Below are 18,304 nucleotides of genomic sequence, written 5' to 3'. Positions count from 1 at the left end.
GCCCGAGGGCGCCTGAAATTCACCTTGACCGAGGAAGCCAGGTGAGGCCGTTCATAGCAGGGTGCAGCGGTGGTAAGGCGCTGCGTGAACGGGAAATTTTTACACTGCATCGCTTTACTGTGGGAGCGAGCCTGCTCGCGAAGGCGTCGGCACATCCAATATTTTCGTCGCCTGTCCTACCGCTTTCGCGAGCAGGCTCGCTCCCACATTGTTGATCATCGGTGTTTTTATTTACCGAGCTTCACCCGGGTCCAGCCACGGGTCATGATTCGCTGCGTGGCAATCGGCTGATCCGGCACCGCATACAGCGTCGCCATCACCGCTTGCGACGGGTACGAACCCGGGTCGTTGCGGATCGCTTCATCCACCAATGGCGTAGCCGCCGCGTTGGCGTTGCTGTAGCCGTTGCTGTTGGTAATCTCGGCGATGATGTCCGGACGCATCAGGAAGTCCATGAACAGGTAAGCGTTCTCGACGTTGGCGGCATCACGCGGGATCGCGACCATGTCGTAGAAACTGCCGGCGCCTTCCTTGGGAATGCTGTAGTCGATCACCACGTTGTTGCCCGATTCCACGGCGCGGGCCTTGGCCTGCAGCACGTCACCGGAGTAACCGACCGCGACGCAAATGTTGCCGTTGGCCAGATCGGAGATGTATTTCGAGGAATGGAAGTACGCCACGTTCGGGCGGATCTTCATAAACAGCGCCTCGGCTTCCTTGATGTGCGCGGCGTCCTTGTCGTTCACCGGGTAGCCCAGGTAGTGCAGGGCGGCCGGGATCATTTCGGTCGGCGAGTCGAGGAAACTGATGCCGCAGGCTTTGAGTTTTTCAGCGTTTTCCGGCTTGAACAGCAAGTCCCAGGAATTGGTCGGGGCATTGGCGCCGAGCACTTCCTTGACCTTGGCCGGGTTGAAACCGATGCCGATCGAGCCCCACATGTACGGGAACGCGTGGGCGTTGTCCGGATCACTGGCGGCGGCGTTTTTCAGCAGCACCGGGTTGAGATTCTTCCAGTTTGGCAGCTTCGATTTGTCCAGCGTCTGATAGACGCCGGCCTTGATCTGCTTGGCCAGGAAACTGTTCGACGGCACGACCAGGTCGTAGCCGGATTTGCCCGCCAGCAAGCGCGCCTCAAGGGTCTCGTTGCTGTCGAAGACGTCGTAGGTCACGCGGATGCCGGTCTCGTCTTCGAATTTCTTGACGGTGTCCGGCGCGATGTAATCGGACCAGTTGTAAACACGCAGCACCTTGTCGTTGGCCTGGGCGCCCATGACGATTGCGCCCATTAAGGACAGTGTCAGCAGAGTCCTGCCAAACATTTTCATCGGTACAACTCCATTGTTTTTATTCACGTTACGCAAAGCCCCCTCACCCTAACCCTCTCCCAGGGGAAGAGGGGACTGACCGAGGGGCTGACTACATTTGTGTAGGAGCTGTCGAGTGAAACGAGGCTGCGATCTTTTGATCTGCAAAAACAAAGTCAAAAGATCGCAGCGTGCCGCAGCTCCTACAGGGTCAAGCGGTGGCGGATTGCTGTGGTTGCCACGACTCGTTCGCGGTCTGATCCATCGCTTCCTGAATCGCTCGTTTGCGGTTGGCTTCTGCTTTGCGGCCGAAGTACCAGACCAGGAAGGTCACCAGCGACACCGCCAGCAGAATCAGGCTGGCCACGGCGTTGATCTCAGGCTTCACGCCCAGACGCACCGCCGAGAACACTTCCATCGGCAGGGTCGTCGAACCCGGCCCGGAGACGAAGCTGGCCAAGACCAGGTCATCCAGCGACAAGGCAAACGACATCATCCCGCCCGCCGCCAGCGATGGCGCGATCATCGGAATGGTGATCAGGAAAAACACCTTGAACGGCTTCGCGCCGAGATCCATCGCCGCTTCTTCGATCGACAGATCCAGTTCCCGCAAGCGCGCGGAGACTACCACCGCGACATAAGCGGCACAAAACGTGGTGTGGGCGATCCAGATCGTGACGATGCCACGCTCCTGCGGCCAGCCGATCAACTGCGCCATGGCCACGAACAGCAGCAACAGCGACAGACCGGTGATCACTTCAGGCATCACCAACGGCGCGGTGACCAGACCACCGAACAGCGTGCGACCCTTGAAGCGCGTGACGCGGGTCAGCACGAAAGCGGCGAGGGTGCCCAGCGCCACGGCAGCAATCGCGGTGTAGCAGGCGATTTCCAGCGAGCGCACCACCGAGCCCATCAGTTGCGTATTGTCGAGCAAACCGACATACCACTTCACCGACCAGCCGCCCCACACCGTCACCAGTTTCGAGGCGTTGAACGAGTAGATCACCAGAATCAGCATCGGCAGATAAATGAACACCAGACCGAAGATCAGCATGAATTTGGAAAAACCGAAGCGTTTCATCCCCGTGCCTCCATCTCTTTGGCCTGGCTGCGGTTGAACAGCAGAATCGGCACAATCAGGATCAACAGCATCACCACCGCCAGCGCAGACGCCACCGGCCAGTCGCGGTTATTGAAGAACTCTTGCCACAGCACGCGACCGATCATCAGCGTCTCCGGGCCACCGAGCAGTTCCGGAATCACGAACTCACCGACCACCGGAATGAATACCAGCATGCAGCCGGCAATAATCCCGTTCTTGGCCAGCGGCACGGTGATTTTCCAGAAGTTGTTGAAGTTGCTCGAACCGAGATCCTGCGCGGCTTCCAGCAAGCTGCCATCGTGCTTGACGAGGTTGGCGTACAGCGGCAATACCATGAACGGCAAATACGCGTACACGACCCCTATATAGACCGCCGTGTTGGTGTTGAGGATCTCGATCGGGTGATCGGTGAGTCCCGTCCACATCAGAAATGCGTTAAGCAAACCGTTGTTGCTGAGGATGCCCATCCACGCGTAAACGCGGATCAGGATCGCGGTCCAGGTCGGCATCATGATCAAAAGCAGCAGGACGTTTTGGGTTTCCTTGCCGGTCTTGGTGATCGCGTAGGCCATCGGGAAACCGATCAGCAGGCACATCATCGTGCTCAGCGCCGCGACCTTCAGCGAACCGAGGTAGGCCGACAGGTACAGCTCGTCTTCGCCGAGCATGGTGTAGTTGCCGATGTTCAGCAGCAGCTGGAATTTCTGTTCGGCGTAGGTGTAGATCTCCGAGTACGGCGGGATCGACAGCGCGGCTTCCGAGAAACTGATCTTCATCACCAGAAAGAACGGCAGCATGAAGAACAGGAACAGCCAGATGAACGGGATGCCAATGACCAGTTTTCGCCCGCTGGGCACCAGGCGCAGGAATTGCTGATTGAAGGTTCTCATGAGCGCAGTACCACGCCGCTGTCGTCTTCCCACCAGACGTAGACCTTGTCGTCCCAGGTCGGGCGCGCGCCACGGCGTTCGGCGTTGGCCATGAACGACTGGACGATTTTGCCGCCGGGCAATTCGACGTAGAACACCGAGTGACCGCCGAGGTAGGCGATGTCATGCACCTTGCCTTCGGACCAGTTGTAGCGGAACTCGGGTTGGGTGGTGCTGACGAGCATTTTTTCCGGACGGATCGCGTAGGTGACCGACTTGTCCTGCACCGAGGTGCTGACGCCGTGACCGACGTAGATCTTCTGCTGCAAGTCCGGGCTGTGGATGATCGCGTGGCCTTCAAGGTCTTCCACCACGGTGCCGTCGAAGGCGTTCACGTTGCCGATGAACTCGCAAACCATGCGGCTGACCGGCGCTTCATAAATGTCGACCGGGCTGCCGATCTGAGCGATCCAACCGAGGTGCATGATCGCGATGCGCTCGGCCATGGTCATGGCCTCTTCCTGGTCGTGGGTCACCATCACGCAGGTCACGCCGACGCGTTCGATGATCTGCACCAGTTCCAGTTGCATCTGCGAACGCAGCTTTTTGTCCAGCGCGCCCATCGGCTCGTCGAGCAGCAACAGCTTCGGACGCTTGGCCAGCGAGCGGGCGAGGGCGACGCGCTGACGCTGGCCACCGGACAACTGGTGCGGACGGCGTTTGGCGTATTGAGTCATATGCACCAGACGCAGCATTTCATCGACACGGGCGTCGATTTCGCCGGCGGGCAAACGGTCCTGCTTGAGGCCGAAGGCGATGTTCTGCGCGACGGTCATGTGTGGGAACAGCGCGTAGGACTGGAACATCATGTTGATCGGCCGCTCGTACGGTGGCATGTCGGTGATGTCCACGCCGTCGAGCAGAATCCGCCCTTCGGTCGGCCGCTCGAAACCGGCGAGCATGCGCAGCAGGGTCGATTTGCCCGAACCGGAGCCACCGAGCAGGGCGAAGATTTCGCCCTGATGGATCTCCAGGGACACATCGTCCACGGCCACGGTTTCGTCGAACTTCTTGGTGACACGATCGACTTTCACCAGCACCTTTTTCGGTTGCTGATGACCTTCAAGTGCCTTCCTGTAAGTGCTGGAGGCGTTTGCCATGTGAAACTCCCAACAGGTTTCGTTCGCCTGGCCAATGTGGCCGGGCTTAAGTGGATTGCAAGCCTGTACGGGATGCCTGTCAGCTATGGTGCAGAACCCGTGGGAGCGAGCCTGCTCGTGAATGCGGAGTGTCAGTCGACATCATTGTTTGCTGATACACCGCTTTCGCGAGCAGGCTCGCTCCCACAGTGGAAATGCGTTTACCTGACTGGCATTACCCGTACCGATCCGGCTTGGTCGGCGCCGCCGTCCTGGCTGCCTGGGTCGTACTTGTTGTTATTACGGGTGTTGCTGTTCACGAATAACGGATGTGCAAAGGCACACCCGTCATTCGTGGGGGCAGTAAATCGTTGTGATCTTTGGGTTGTGTCAGCGTTTGTTGCGCTGCGCCGCCCGTTGCCGGCAAGCCGCGCCGAATGCCTGGAAAATCTTCAGGTAGTTCGGGTTGTCGAGCACTTGCCATTCCGGGTGCCATTGCACGCCGAGGGCGAAGGTCGGGCTGTGCTCGACCGAGACCGCCTCGATCAAACCGTCCGGCGCCACCGCTTCGGCACGCAGGCCGGGGGCGAGGCGATCGATGCCCTGGCTGTGAATCGAGTTCACCTGAAACTCGCTCGGCAGTTCCAGCGCCTCGAACACGCCGCCGGCGAGCACGGTCACCGCATGCGCCGGTGCGTACTGCACGGCCACGTCCGGGCTGTCGGCTTCACGGTGATCGAGCATGCCCGGCAGCTCATGCACCTTCTGATGCAGGCTGCCGCCGAACGCCACGTTCATTTCCTGGAAGCCCCGGCAAATGCCGAGTACCGGAACGCCCGCCGCGATGGCTGCGCGCAATAAAGGAAGGGTGGTGGCATCCCGCGCCGGATCGTGATCCGTGCCGGGAGCGCTGGCCGGGCCTTGATAGTGGAAAGGTTCCACATTCGAGGGCGAACCGGTCAGCAGCAGACCGTCGAGTTGACCGAGCAGGTCTTCGATTTCAGTCAGGTTGCCAAGGGAAGGAATGACCACTGGCAGCCCGTTAGCGCCAACGCTGACAGCACGTACGTACTTGTCGCCGCTGATGTGATAGGGGTGCAGGCCAATCTGTTTGACGCACGCAGTAACGCCGATCAATGGCTTGAATGCCATTTTTATTCACCTCGAAGTTTGACACTTGAACGAGCTTTTCCGGAGCTTAGCCTCGTTGATTTTAATTAACAACTGCCATGTAAAAAATTCTAAACGCCGTTCATCAAATCTTCATGATTCTCGGGGCTGTGGCGCCTGTATTGGCACGCAAGTGTTAAAAAAAGCCCGAAAAATAAACCCTGAGCGGTCATCTGTTCGCTATTGACTTCACTTTGCCGTTCGGGTTGACTGGCTCGGCGAAACAGCAGTGAACATAATAATTAACAGCTAAATAGGTGCATCATGTCGGTCCCTCTGCGTACCGTTCAACTCAACGAAGCAAACGCATTCCTTAAGAAATATCCTGAGGTTTTGTACGTCGACCTTCTGATTGCGGATATGAACGGTGTGGTGCGCGGCAAGCGCATCGAACGCACCAGTCTTCATAAGGTTTACGAGAAAGGCATCAACCTGCCGGCCTCGCTTTTCGCCCTCGACATCAATGGCTCCACGGTGGAAAGCACCGGCCTGGGTCTGGACATCGGCGACGCTGACCGCATCTGCTACCCGATCCCCGGCACCCTGAGCATCGAGCCGTGGCAGAAACGCCCAACTGCACAACTCTTAATGACCATGCACGAGATCGAAGGCCAGCCGTTCTTCGCTGACCCGCGTGAAGTGCTGGCCAACGTCGTGCGCAAATTCGATGACCTCGGTCTGACTATCTGCGCGGCATTCGAACTCGAGTTCTATCTGATCGACCAGGACAACGTGAATGGCCGTCCGCAATCGCCACGTTCGCCGGTGTCCGGCAAGCGTCCGGTGTCGACTCAGGTTTACCTGATCGACGATCTCGACGAATACGTCGATTGCCTGCAAGACATCCTCGAAGGCGCGAAAGAGCAGGGCATCCCGGCTGACGCGATCGTCAAGGAAAGCGCCCCGGCGCAGTTCGAAGTCAACCTGCATCACGTCTCCGACCCGATCAAGGCGTGCGACTACGCCGTCCTGCTCAAGCGTCTGGTGAAGAACATCGCCTACGACCACGAGATGGACACCACCTTCATGGCCAAGCCGTATCCGGGTCAGGCGGGCAACGGTCTGCACGTGCACATTTCGATCCTGGACAAAGAAGGCAACAACATCTTCGCCAGCGAGGATCCCGAGCAGAACGCCGCACTGCGTCACGCGATCGGCGGTGTGCTGGAGACCCTGCCTGCGCAAATGGCGTTCCTCTGCCCGAACGTCAACTCGTACCGCCGCTTTGGCGCGCAGTTCTACGTACCGAACTCGCCGAGCTGGGGCATCGACAACCGCACCGTTGCGGTCCGGGTGCCAACCGGTTCGGCCGATGCTGTGCGTATCGAGCACCGTGTTGCTGGCGCTGACGCCAACCCGTACCTGCTGATGGCTTCGGTACTGGCCGGTATTCACCACGGTCTGACCAACCAGATCGAACCGGGCGCGCCGGTGGAAGGCAACAGCTACGAGCAGAACGAACAGAGCCTGCCGAACAACCTGCGCGATGCACTGCGCGAGCTGGACGACAGCGAAGTCATGGCCCGCTACATCGACCCGATGTACATCGACGTGTTTGTCGCGTGCAAGGAAAGCGAGCTGGCCGAGTTCGAGAACTCGATTTCTGACCTTGAGTACAACTGGTATCTGCATACGGTCTGACGTTTAGAAGCCCCTCACCCTAACCCTCTCCCAAAGGGAGAGGGGACTGATTCGGGGATGCTCGGGCAATCCGCCGACCTGAACGATTTTTGCCGAATCCATATTCGACTCGGTCGTTCAGGTCGGTGCAGATCCCGAGACACTTCGGTCGGTCCCCTCTACCCCTGGGAGATGGCTAGGGTGAGGGCAGCCATCTCAAACCAGACACAGCAACCCGACACCCCCAATCCCCCCTTGTCGAGCCACAACAATGACAACGACCCGCAACGACTGGGAACAACGCTTCCAGTCCCTGACCATCGAAGCCCGCGCGTTCATCAACGGTGAATACCGCCCGGCCATCAGTGGCGACACGTTCGAATGCCTGAGCCCCGTCGACGGCCGTTTCCTCGCCTCCGTGGCCAGCACCGATGAAGCCGATGCCAACCTCGCCGTCGAAGTCGCGCGCCAGTCTTTCGAGTCCGGCATCTGGGCGAAAAAAGCCCCGGCCGAGCGCAAGCGCATCCTGATCCGCTTCGCCGATCTGATCCTGCAGAACCAGGAAGAACTGGCGCTGCTGGAAACCCTCGACATGGGTAAACCGATCAGCGATTCGATGAGCATCGATATCCCGGCGACCGCCAACGCGATCCGCTGGAGCGCCGAAGCCATCGACAAGATCTACGACGAAGTCGCCGCCACACCGCATGATCAACTCGGCCTCGTCACTCGCGAGCCATCCGGCGTGGTCGCGGCCATCGTGCCGTGGAACTTCCCGCTGATCATGGCCAGCTGGAAATTCGCCCCGGCACTGGCGGCGGGCAATTCGTTTATTCTGAAACCTTCGGAAAAATCGCCGCTGACGGCGATCCGCATCGCGCAGTTGGCGCTGGATGCCGGCATTCCGAAAGGCGTGTTCAACGTCCTGCCAGGCTTCGGCCACACCGTCGGCAAAGCGTTGGCGTTGCACATGGACGTCGACGTGCTGGCCTTCACCGGCTCCACGGCGATTGCCAAGCAACTGATGATTTATGCAGGCCAAAGCAACATGAAACGCGTCTGGCTCGAAGCAGGGGGCAAGAGCCCGAACGTGGTGTTTGCCGACGCACCGGATTTGCGCGCGGCAGCACAAGCGGCGGCCGGCGCCATTGCCTTCAACCAGGGCGAAGTCTGCACTGCCGGTTCGCGCTTGCTGGTCGAGCGCTCGATCCGCGAGCAATTCATTCCGCTGTTGGTGGAAGCGCTGCAAGCATGGAAACCGGGTCATTCACTCGATCCGGCGACCACCGTCGGTGCCGTGGTCGATCAGCGTCAACTCGACAATGTGCTGCGCTACATCAGCATCGGTCGCGAGCAGGGCGCCGAGCTGATCGCCGGCGGCCAACGCACCCTCGAAGAAACCGGTGGCCTCTATGTGCAACCGGCGCTGTTCGACGGCGTGACCAACGCGATGACCATCGCCCAGGAAGAAATCTTCGGCCCGGTGCTGTCGCTGATCACCTTCGACACCGCTGAAGAAGCGCTGCAGATCGCCAACGACAGCATCTTCGGCCTCGCCGCCGGTGTATGGACCAGCAACCTCAGCAAGGCGCACACCTTCGCCCGTGGCCTGCGTGCCGGCAGCGTCTGGGTCAACCAGTACGACGGCGGCGACATGACCGCACCGTTCGGTGGCTTCAAACAGTCGGGCAACGGTCGCGACAAATCGCTGCACGCGTTCGACAAGTACACCGAGCTGAAAGCGACCTGGATCAAGCTCTGACTCTATTACAGCGGTGGTCGCCTTTGATTGGCGGCCCTCGGAGAAACGTATGAAACAGCAACACGTAAACAGCTACTACGCCGCCACCCGCAACGAAGTCATAGACTTCCCGGTTCTGGAAGAGTCGGTCGAGTGCGACGTCTGCATCATCGGCGCCGGCTACACCGGCCTGTCCTCGGCGCTGTTCCTCACCGAAGCCGGCTACAAAGTGACGGTGCTGGAAGCGGCAAAAGTCGGCTACGGCGCCAGCGGTCGCAATGGCGGTCAACTCGTCAACTCGTACAGCCGCGACGTCGACGTGATCGAAGCGCGCTACGGCGACAAGACTGCGGAAATCCTCGGCAGCATGATCTTCGAAGGCGCCGACATCATCCGTTCGCGCATCAAGGAATACGACATCAAATGCGACTACCGCCCGGGCGGCATCTTCGCAGCAATGAACAAGAAACAACTCAACGGTCTGGCCGAGCAGAAGCGCGGCTGGGAACGTTACGGCAACCGCAATCTGAAGATGCTTGATGCGGCTGAGATTCGTCGCGAAGTCGGCTCCGATGCTTACGTTGGTGGTTTGCTGGACATGCAGGGCGGCCACGTTCACCCGCTGAACCTGGCGCTCGGTGAGGCGGCTGCGATCACCCGTTTAGGCGGCAAGATCTACGAGCAATCGGCGGCCGTGGAAATCAAATATGGCGAGCCCAACGTCGTGCGCACTGCCAAAGGCCAGGTCCGCGCCAAGTACTTGCTGATCGCCGGCAACGCTTATCTGCCGCAAGGTCTCGACAACCGCGTCACCGCGAAAAGCATGCCGTGCGGCTCACAGATCGTCGTCACCGAACCGCTGACCGAGAAGCAGGCGCGCAGCCTGATCACCAACAACTACTGCGTCGAAGACTGCAATTACCTGCTGGATTACTACCGCCTGACGGCCGACAACCGTCTGCTCTACGGCGGCGGCGTGGTCTACGGCGCGCGTGAACCGGACGACATCGAACAACTGATCCGCCCGAAGATCCTCAAGACCTTCCCGCAGCTCAAAGACGTGAAAATCGACTACCGCTGGACCGGCAACTTCCTGCTGACCATGTCACGCATGCCGCAATTCGGCCGCATCGAAAAGAACGCCTACTACATGCAAGGCTACAGCGGCCACGGCGTCACCTGCTCGCACCTCGCCGGCAAACTGATCTCGGAAATGATCCGCGGCGATGCCGAACGTTTCGACGCCTTTGCATCGCTGCCGCACATGCCAATGATCGGTGGCCGCACGTTCTCCGCGCCACTCACCGCCCTCGGCGCCGTCTACTACTCGCTGCGCGACCGTTTCGGCATCTAAGTTACCTCCCCGGCGGCGGTCCCCAAGACCCCGCCGGTTTTTTACCTGCCAGTACATGCAACATCAATCCGACTGAAACACCAAAGATCAAATTGTAGGAGTGAGCCTGCTCGCGATGAGGCCTGTAAGGCGCCATCACTCCTACAGAACAACACCAATTCCTGTGGGAGCGAGCTTGCTCGCGAAGGCGGTCATCCAGTCAAAAATAATGGTGAATGTGCCACCCAATCGCGAGCAGGCTCACTCCTACAGGTCTGCATTACCAAGGCAAGAAGGACTTTTACCCCACCGTCCATCGAACCTGCTGAGCAACACCGGCAAACGTGATTTAATAGCCGCCTTTCACGGTTCCGGGACACGGGAGCAACGTGATCCGCGCCCCTCGCGCGGCACCCGCCACCCACCCCCATTACCCGTGGGTCTGCGCGAGAACCGCCGAGCGGCGATCAGGCAAGGCAAAAACAGGCGAGGAAGCGGAGTGTAGGGCCCTACATGAGCATTCCGAGCCTGTTTTTAACGCAGCATGATCGTCGCGCAGGCAGTTTTCGCGCAGAGCCTAAGTACTTCTCACATAAGGCAGTCATGGATACGGGTTCTCGACTCAAACTAGTACGCGAAAGCTACAAACTCTCCCAGCGCGAGCTGGCCCGGCGTAGCGGCGTGACCAATGCCACCATCTCCCTGATCGAACAGAATCGCGTCAGCCCCTCCGTCAGCTCCCTGAAAAAGCTGCTCGAAGGCATACCGATGTCCCTGGCCGATTTCTTCACCTTCGACCAACCCCCGCGCGAACATCAATACGTGTTCCGTGCCAATGAACAGCCTGATCTGGGCCGCCATGGTTTGCGCCTGCTGCTGATCGGCGCCTCGGTACCAAGCCGCCAGATGCGCTTGCTGCGCGAGCAATACGCACCGGGCGCGAGCTCCGGGGAAGAGCCGATTGTGCATGCGGAAGGCGAGGAGTGTGGGTTGGTGACGCGTGGCACGGTGGAGTTGACCGTGGATGGGTCGGTGAGTGTGTTGAATGCGGGGGATGGGTATTACTTCCCGACGACGCTGCCGCATAAGTTCCGGAATATCGGGGCGGATGAGGCTGAGATAATTAGTGCGAATACGCCGGCGAATTTTTGAGGTAAGGCTTCAGCCAAAGCTTAGCGTTGCAAAAAAGACCGCAGGAATGCGGTTTTTTTGTGCTTGAGAATATCGCATATCAAAATGCATTTAGATGACGTTATGCATTTTTTTTTCGTATGGCTATCATGAATTCTTGATTTGTTATTTGAAACACGTTAATGAGAAGCAGGCTGGTGATGGAAATGAGCTGCTTCTTGGACCTAATCTTTTATTGATGTCTTGATTTTGCGAGTATTTAAATAGCTTTGATTCTTTAGCTTTTACATTTTTTTGATTTGGAGGGGGCAGATGGACGCTGTTTTGCATAAGAAGATGATCTCTGAAGTTCAAAAGCTCAAGCAAATAGTAAGCGTGCTTTCAATTGAGGATCTTGTTGATTTTGTAAATAGGCAGCAAATGCAATTCAATCAGGGACATTTTGTAAAAGGAAATCTGGGAAGTCCACTCAGGCAGGGTATGTATTTGTTGGCGATTGCATGTTCGCAAGAAGAGCCGACTATAGGAGAAGTGCTTGACGAAAAAAAAGAGTCTGCGTTGGTGAAAATACTTGAGTCTATATTTTTCAAGTACGGGCTAGCGTATTTTCCTACGAAAGATGAGCTTGTAGGCGGCATGAGTGAGAGTTGGCATTCTCACCGTGAACTAGCAATGCCCGCATTCTTACATCATTTTATGAGCGGTTTTAAAGCGAGTAGTGATCAAATTCGTAAATGGATAAAAATTTCGTTTGACGGATTTGAAAAAGAAATTCGAGAAAAATTCGGTATTTGCCATAATGAAATGCTAGCAGTGGGTGATTTTATTGAGGCGGCAGTTATTGGTAATAATGCGGCTAATAAAGTGCTCTTTGATTCTCGGCTTAAGGAGTTTCATGCTAAGTTCGTTAGCGGTATTAAAGAAGGACAAGACCTGAAAAGGCTATTATTAGAATCTAGAAACTCCAAAGAATTTGTTGAGTTGATGAATGGGGACGATTTGCCCAATCCCTTTAGCGTTTCCTTTGAAAGTATTTCAAAGGAGTTTGGCGAAGCTGTAGCTAATAGTATTAGAGAGAATTTTGTTTCCATTAGAGGTGAGTCGGATTCGCTATTGTATATTACTGATCAAAACCCTGTCGTGCTTAAACCTTTAATTAGCTGTGATGGTGAAACATTTTATTTTGTTGCTAATAATTCATACCATCAAGCGGTGATTGATAATGTCGAAGCATTGTTGAGTGGGGGAAGTGCTTCTAAAAAATACCTGCCTGCACGTGATCGGAGGCTTGAAAGTAGCACGGTAAAAGCTTTTAAGAGAATATTAAGTCCGAGCGCGATTTTTTATGAAAGTGCATATGAGACTGATGATTCTCATCTAGAGCATGACTTGGTAGTGATTTCAAATGACGCGCTTTACATTGTGGAATCTAAGGCTTCTCCTCCTCGAGAGCCCTTGCGAGATCCAACCAAAGCGTATCAGCGTATCCGTGATCATTTTAGGAGTAAGTCCGGGATTCAGAAGGCTTATGAACAGGCTAATGCTCTGAGGGAAAAGGTTCTTAAGTCGGAGCTTACGAGGCTATATGATAAAAAGGGTAAAGTTATCGCTGAGATTAAACGCTCAAGTTTCTCTGAGGTTTTTTGTGTGTGCGTTACTCGAGAGGACTTCGGTCCTATTGCCACCAATTTGTCAATGTTACTCGAGAAGCATGGGGAGGGTGCCTATCCATGGGTTGTTTGTATAACTGACCTTGAATATATGTTTGATGGCCTATTGCATTTGGGGAAGGGGGAGTCTGATCTGCGCAGGTATATCAATGAGCGCGCGCTACTCCATGGTAAAGTTTTTGGGAGTGATGAGCTTGAATTTGCCGGAGCCTTTCTGAAGTATGGTGGGTTGCATGATTTTATTACTGCTAAGGCTGGGTTCATTCCTTTGGGTATAGATGAGTCTGATATATTTGATAAAATATATTTTGCCGAAAAGAAAGGAGAAAAATATGTTTGTGAGCCTGTCAGTCCGGGGTTGAGGCCTTTTGATAAGAGCTATTTTTTCTCAAGAAGTGAAGGTGGAGGTAAGAAAGGTAAAAATAAGTCAAAGGCAAAGTCGAAAAGGAGGATGGAGAAGCAATCTAGGCGCGGTAATCGAAAATAAGTTGGGTTTTATGGTTTTTAATTTTAATGTGATAGCTTGCTATTTAATTTGATTTTTATGCAGTGAGCCATGATTGATTAGTAGTTCTTCGTGTCATGGCTCTGCTGCATTTTCGTTATTTGCTATGGACTTGTTTTTCGAGAATATCAAACCCCCGCTGCTCAATCACCCGAAACACATCACTCACATCCTGCACCATGATCCTGGCGATGTTGGTCACTGTGTTGATGTCGTGCTCGGCGTAGTCGCGGAGGCTGGTGCAGGCGATGAGGTCGAGGTATTTGAGGACGGCGTTGAGGCGTTCGGCCAGGCAGGCGTGGAGGTCGCGTAGTGGGGCGTCGGCGTCGATCAGGAGGACAGGGTGGTCGGTGGCGGGGTGTGACATGCGGGCGTAGTGGTGGAGCGGTTTTTTGATCGTCATTAGGAATGGTCTCTCAATAAAAAATGAGCCACCGTTCTGCTGCGAAACATAATGGGTGGCGGCTGTGAGCAGGTTCGCAGACCGAGGAGAAACCAGACTCGGCAGACTCGAAAGTCTCCCGCACACAGCCGCCATAAAACGTAATGCCGGCGAATTTTGACAGAATTGTCGTTAGGCGGTGTTATCCAATTTCTCCTTAGGGCTGCGAAACCCATCGCCAACTGCGGTCAGCGACAGCCCCACTCTAGGCAGCAATTCCCGCACCCACAACCGACTTGTAGGACGCCAACCCACCCCTGTGGTGAGGGAGCTTGCTCCCGCTCGGCGACGCAGTCGTCGTAATCCGGCGCCCACGTTGTGTCAGGAGAATTCAGCTCGCCGGTTCGGGGCCACTTCGCAACCCATCGAGGATGAATCCCCTCACCACAAGGGGTGTTTTCCTACGCGTTTTTCAGACTTCAAATTCGGTCGAATCTCAAATCATGGCTTTGCATCCGGTTTGGAACTTTCCTTAAAAACGATGTCAATTTGATGGCGTGTCGCGACGCTCATTGAGAACGGATCAAGCAGTGCCAGGCTGTTTCCTGGTAAGCCCAAGGAAGTGTGAGATGAAGCTGATTCTTGCGATGTTGTTGATGTTCAGCGGTTACGTTTCCGCCAGTTGTGCCAGCATCAGTGATCCTGACAAACGCAATTATTGCCAGGCCACGCAGGAAGGCAGCAGCTGTTATTCCATTGGCGATTACGATTTACGTACGGCCTGCGAAGCGGAGAAGGGTGGTTCATGCGCAAGTATCGAGGATCGTAACCAGCGCGCCTATTGCGACGCCAAGAAGGGCAGTAGTTGTTATTCCATCGACAATTACGATTTGCGTACGGCCTGCGAAGCGGAGAAAGGCGGTTCATGCGCTGGTATCGGGGATCGTGACCAGCGCGCCTTCTGTGAAGCGAAGCAGGGCAGTAGCTGTTCGAGCATCGGCGATTGGGATCTGCGCAATCAGTGTGAAGCCATGAAGCGCTGATTTAGGGCTGCTCCGCAGCCCAGCGGGAGCAAGCTCCCTCGCCACAATGGATGTGTTGATGCACGAAAAAGGGACACCCAGCGGTGTCCCTTTTTATGTGCGCTAAACAAACGTCACTTCGCCTTCCAATGCCCACCGCCACTTTCACAATCAATCTTCGCCTGCCCCAGATTCTCCGCGCCGTAGTAATACGTGGTCACCTGCGCGCCATCCGGAATATTCAACGCTTTGGCGTTTTTGTCCTTGCTGGTGGAGTGCGGGTTGGCCAGGGATTCCTGGGTGAGGGTGGCGATGCACGTGGCTTGATAGTGGTCATCGCACTGCTGCACCTTTTTCTTGACGGCGTTGACCATGTCCTTGCTTTCGTTGCTGCATGACCAGTCGATGGAATTGACCGGCATGCCTTCGTATTCATAGCAGCTGTGGCCCGAAACGGTAGGCACGGAGGTGCTGGAGGATCGGGTTTCGACGTCGCAGCCTTCGGCCATGACGCAGGTGGGGATGACGCAAAAGGTGGCGAGCAGAAGCAGGAATCGAATGTTCATCGGGCTTTCCTCTTCAATGGCGCCGGTTTTGATCAATGAATTGGCGCTTATGGTTTCGAGATAGCGCAGGGGAAGGAGGTTCCATCAGGTTTTTGATTTGCGCTATTCGCGTAGACTGCGAAACAATCGGACACATCTAGCGCCCAAGGATTGGAATATTGCCCATGATTGAAATCGGCAGCCGCAACAACGCCCCCACGTCGCAGCACCCAACCCACGACGTCTACATTTTCAACATCGACCTGTCCCGAGCGGCCACGCCTTTCTGTTTCGAACAGTCGACGGCCGGGGGGCATGGTGGGCAGGGCGGTGCGCGCTGGTTGGCGCTGGATGAGCTGGAAGCCTGGCCCGGTGAGTGGCGTGAGCACTTGAAGAAGTCTGATTGTGCCTGGGTCGCTGAGTTGATTGACGCACATCCTGGTGTGGATCAAGTGACATTGGTGTCGATGATTCTCAAGCGTCACGCCGAGCCAGCGAAGCCAGTCGGTCGCTTGAAGGCCATTGGTGCCTGGCTGAAACGTAATATCCACGTTGGCGGCCGGTATGGCGTTTAACCCGAGGAAACCCCTATGACTCAAACACTCGAACGCGCCATTGCCATCGCTGCCACCGCACACGCGGGGCAGGTGGACAAGGGCGGGGCACCGTACATTCTGCATCCGCTGAAGGTGATGTTGCGCATGACCTCGCTGGAAGAACGCATCGTCGCGGTGCTGCACGATGTGGTCGAGGATTGCGAAATCAGTCTCGATGATCTGCGTAAGGAAGGCTTCAGCGAAGAGGTGCTGACGGCCATTGCGTCGGTGACCAAAGTGCCGGGCGAGTCCTATGATGATTTCGTCGAACGCGCCGCGCAAAACCCGATCGGCCGGGTGGTGAAACTGGCGGATCTGGAAGAGAACAGCGACCTGTCACGGATCACCTCGCCGAGTTGGGAGGATCTGGAACGGATCGAAAAATACCGTCGCGCGATTGGACGGTTGCGCTCATAAAAATGGACACGCCCATGTAGGAACTGCCGAAGGCTGCGATCTTTTGATCTTGTTTTTTAGATTCAAAGTCAAAAGATCGCAGCCTGCGGCAGCTCCTACACGGGATCGTGTTGGGTCAGTTGAATTGCCAGGAAGGCGAATATGAAATCCATTTTCTGTCTGTTGATCGCCGCCGTGTTTGGCGCGGTGCTGCAATCCCTCGGCTTGCCTCACGGCTTGCTGCTGGGCTCGATTCTCGTCACTGCGCTGATCGTGACGCGATCAGGCTTCGCACCGGCAACGCCTTATGGCTTGGGTTATATCCAGGTCACCTTGGGCATCGCTACCGGGCTGATGTTCGAAGCGTGGGACAGTGCGACGGCGTCGACCATGCTCCCAAGCCTTGGCGTGTTACTGCTGTGTCTGACGATGCAGATTGCCCTGGCCGGTTGGTGGCTGACGCGTGGGGCAGGGTGGAATCGCACGGATGCGCTACTCGCGGTGTATCCGGGGGCACTGGCGGCGGTGTTTGATTTGCTCGAGTCGGAGAAGGCGTCGAGCAAAGTCATCATCGTGCACCTGATGCGGTTACTGCTGATCACGGTATTGGTGAGCTTTTTGATTCCGGGGCAGGTGTCGGTGGCTGCTGTTGAAAGCGATCCGTTGACCACCGGCATGGCGTTGACGGTTTTCTCGGTAATCGGCTTGAGTGTCGTGCTCGGTCGATTGCTGCTGGTGATCGGCGTGCCGGCGCCCTTCATGCTCACGGCGATCATCATCACCGCAGTCTTTGTAAAAGCAGGCTGGTTGCACGGTTTTCACATGCCCGACTGGAGCTTGAATCTGGCGGCGCTGATTCTCGGCGTGCGCATCGGCTCGCGGTTTCAGGGTTTGGGCGTCAGGGAATTGGGCCTGCATGGCCGCACGGCGCTGGTCTCGGTCGGGTTGATGATCGTGGTGGCGGCGGCATTTGCTGAAGTGGCGGCGCGATTGCTCGGCAGCGATCCGTTGTCGCTATGGCTGGCGTACATGCCGGGGGCGATCGAGACGATTGCGATTGTTGCGTTTGCGGGCGGGCTGAATGTGGTGTTTATCCTCACTCACCACTTGGCGCGGATGGTGCTGCTGCACTTTGCGCCAGCGCTGTTGGTGCAGGTGCGGCGGAGGAGAAAAGAGGCCTGATCCTGAAAATTTTCTGTTGCTATGGGTAATCAGTGCCACCGTTTGGGTAACGGCATCTGCAAATCCGCCGTGCAGTCAGATCGCACCCCTTCAAAAAGCCATATTTCTGAAAGGCCAAAATCGAATAGTTCGAACAGCTTGGTTCGAATCTGCATGCCGATCTCAGCCTTTCAGGCGCCATTTTCTGGTAGCAACGAATTGCCATTATGGCGATAGGGACCATCATGCAGGCTTTCGTAGGGAGATCACGTAATACTCGGTCAGTACGTTTTTCTTACCTAAAAGCGCGTCGAAACATCCTGGCTTGACGGACACCCCAATGGTATCGATTCGGTAGAACTCCCATCCGTCTTCCGCATGGGAGTTCACCACATTCTGCAGGTAAGCGGCCGCTTCATTGCCCCGATGTTCCTTGGCGCGAACTTCGATATTTGGCGGTACTTGAACCATTTTATATACATACATCCTTGCTGATCCTTTCCATCGCTGCATTCAAAAGTGAATGACAGAACCGCACGTTTATACGTGATTTGATGTTTCTTTGCGATTATCAGCTCGCTAGATCGAGTCCCTGCATGAACTACACTCCCTGAT

18 protein-coding genes are annotated in these 18,304 nt (G+C 56.1%); 9 read left to right on the top strand and 9 right to left on the bottom strand.

What is annotated here, in order from left to right:
* Positions 1-227: 227 nt before the first annotated feature.
* The 5 genes from HU718_RS18480 to HU718_RS18460 all read right to left on the bottom strand — a co-directional run bounded on the left by HU718_RS18480 (position 228) and on the right by HU718_RS18460 (position 5,569).
* Positions 228-1,325 (bottom strand): polyamine ABC transporter substrate-binding protein, encoded by a 1,098-nt coding sequence (locus HU718_RS18480; protein WP_186614738.1) that lies wholly within the window; start codon positions 1,323-1,325, stop codon positions 228-230.
* A gap of 190 nt (positions 1,326-1,515) precedes the next feature.
* A complete protein-coding gene (locus HU718_RS18475; protein ID WP_186614740.1) occupies positions 1,516-2,388 on the bottom strand; it encodes an ABC transporter permease subunit in 873 nt (290 codons plus the stop codon).
* Positions 2,385-3,266, bottom strand: a complete 882-nt coding sequence (locus HU718_RS18470; RefSeq protein WP_371042493.1) for an ABC transporter permease subunit — start codon at positions 3,264-3,266, stop codon at positions 2,385-2,387. The genes HU718_RS18475 and HU718_RS18470 overlap by 4 nt, the downstream gene beginning before the upstream one ends.
* 29 nt (positions 3,267-3,295) lie before the next feature.
* Positions 3,296-4,438, bottom strand: a complete 1,143-nt coding sequence (locus HU718_RS18465; protein ID WP_186614742.1) for an ABC transporter ATP-binding protein — start codon at positions 4,436-4,438, stop codon at positions 3,296-3,298.
* A gap of 369 nt (positions 4,439-4,807) precedes the next feature.
* Positions 4,808-5,569 carry a gamma-glutamyl-gamma-aminobutyrate hydrolase family protein gene (locus tag HU718_RS18460; RefSeq protein WP_186614743.1) on the bottom strand — a complete coding sequence of 254 codons (762 nt, stop codon included), beginning with the start codon at positions 5,567-5,569 and terminating at the stop codon, positions 4,808-4,810.
* A 282-nt stretch (positions 5,570-5,851) separates the two neighbouring features.
* Between HU718_RS18460 and HU718_RS18455 the strand changes: the two genes are divergently transcribed.
* From HU718_RS18455 to HU718_RS18435, 5 genes are all read left to right on the top strand, one after another.
* Positions 5,852-7,228 (top strand): glutamine synthetase family protein, encoded by a 1,377-nt coding sequence (locus HU718_RS18455; RefSeq protein WP_007918694.1) that lies wholly within the window; start codon positions 5,852-5,854, stop codon positions 7,226-7,228.
* Between the two features lie 250 nt (positions 7,229-7,478).
* Positions 7,479-8,969 carry an aldehyde dehydrogenase gene (locus tag HU718_RS18450; RefSeq protein ID WP_034155535.1) on the top strand — a complete coding sequence of 497 codons (1,491 nt, stop codon included), beginning with the start codon at positions 7,479-7,481 and terminating at the stop codon, positions 8,967-8,969.
* A 49-nt stretch (positions 8,970-9,018) separates the two neighbouring features.
* Positions 9,019-10,302, top strand: a complete 1,284-nt coding sequence (locus HU718_RS18445; RefSeq protein ID WP_150731145.1) for an NAD(P)/FAD-dependent oxidoreductase — start codon at positions 9,019-9,021, stop codon at positions 10,300-10,302.
* A 582-nt stretch (positions 10,303-10,884) separates the two neighbouring features.
* A complete protein-coding gene (locus HU718_RS18440) occupies positions 10,885-11,433 on the top strand; it encodes a cupin domain-containing protein (protein ID WP_007950154.1) in 549 nt (182 codons plus the stop codon).
* Positions 11,434-11,724: 291 nt separating this feature from the next.
* Positions 11,725-13,569, top strand: coding sequence for an NERD domain-containing protein (locus tag HU718_RS18435; RefSeq protein ID WP_186614745.1), 1,845 nt, complete (start codon positions 11,725-11,727; stop codon positions 13,567-13,569).
* Positions 13,570-13,684: 115 nt separating this feature from the next.
* On the opposite strand, the gene HU718_RS18430 is transcribed toward HU718_RS18435, so the two are convergent.
* Complete coding sequence (locus tag HU718_RS18430; RefSeq protein WP_186614753.1) at positions 13,685-13,990, bottom strand: fructose-bisphosphate aldolase; 306 nt, start codon at positions 13,988-13,990, stop codon at positions 13,685-13,687.
* A gap of 608 nt (positions 13,991-14,598) precedes the next feature.
* On the opposite strand from HU718_RS18430, the gene HU718_RS18425 reads away from it, so the two are divergent.
* Positions 14,599-15,012, top strand: a complete 414-nt coding sequence (locus HU718_RS18425; RefSeq protein WP_186614755.1) for a hypothetical protein — start codon at positions 14,599-14,601, stop codon at positions 15,010-15,012.
* A 113-nt stretch (positions 15,013-15,125) separates the two neighbouring features.
* On the opposite strand, the gene HU718_RS18420 is transcribed toward HU718_RS18425, so the two are convergent.
* Positions 15,126-15,557: a hypothetical protein gene (locus HU718_RS18420; RefSeq protein ID WP_186614757.1), complete on the bottom strand. Its 432-nt coding sequence runs from the start codon at positions 15,555-15,557 to the stop codon at positions 15,126-15,128.
* 164 nt (positions 15,558-15,721) lie between these two features.
* Between HU718_RS18420 and HU718_RS18415 the strand changes: the two genes are divergently transcribed.
* The 3 genes from HU718_RS18415 to HU718_RS18405 all read left to right on the top strand — a co-directional run bounded on the left by HU718_RS18415 (position 15,722) and on the right by HU718_RS18405 (position 17,710).
* Positions 15,722-16,111 carry a hypothetical protein gene (locus HU718_RS18415; RefSeq protein ID WP_186614759.1) on the top strand — a complete coding sequence of 130 codons (390 nt, stop codon included), beginning with the start codon at positions 15,722-15,724 and terminating at the stop codon, positions 16,109-16,111.
* A gap of 15 nt (positions 16,112-16,126) precedes the next feature.
* Positions 16,127-16,549 carry an HD domain-containing protein gene (locus tag HU718_RS18410; protein WP_186614762.1) on the top strand — a complete coding sequence of 141 codons (423 nt, stop codon included), beginning with the start codon at positions 16,127-16,129 and terminating at the stop codon, positions 16,547-16,549.
* 141 nt (positions 16,550-16,690) lie between these two features.
* Positions 16,691-17,710, top strand: a complete 1,020-nt coding sequence (locus HU718_RS18405; protein ID WP_186614774.1) for an AbrB family transcriptional regulator — start codon at positions 16,691-16,693, stop codon at positions 17,708-17,710.
* Between the two features lie 19 nt (positions 17,711-17,729).
* Here the strand turns inward: HU718_RS18405 and yidD are convergent, their stop codons facing one another.
* Both yidD and HU718_RS18395 read right to left on the bottom strand, forming a co-directional pair.
* Positions 17,730-17,915: a membrane protein insertion efficiency factor YidD gene (gene yidD, locus HU718_RS18400; protein ID WP_225936869.1), complete on the bottom strand. Its 186-nt coding sequence runs from the start codon at positions 17,913-17,915 to the stop codon at positions 17,730-17,732.
* Between the two features lie 17 nt (positions 17,916-17,932).
* Positions 17,933-18,175, bottom strand: coding sequence for a hypothetical protein (locus tag HU718_RS18395; protein ID WP_011333569.1), 243 nt, complete (start codon positions 18,173-18,175; stop codon positions 17,933-17,935).
* Positions 18,176-18,304: the final 129 nt, after the last annotated feature.

Origin of the sequence: Pseudomonas tensinigenes, assembly GCF_014268445.2 — a bacterium.
GTDB lineage: Bacteria > Pseudomonadota > Gammaproteobacteria > Pseudomonadales > Pseudomonadaceae > Aquipseudomonas > Aquipseudomonas tensinigenes.
The sequence above is the reverse complement of the archived record's forward strand: the minus strand, read 5'-3'. Positions and strand labels throughout refer to the sequence as shown.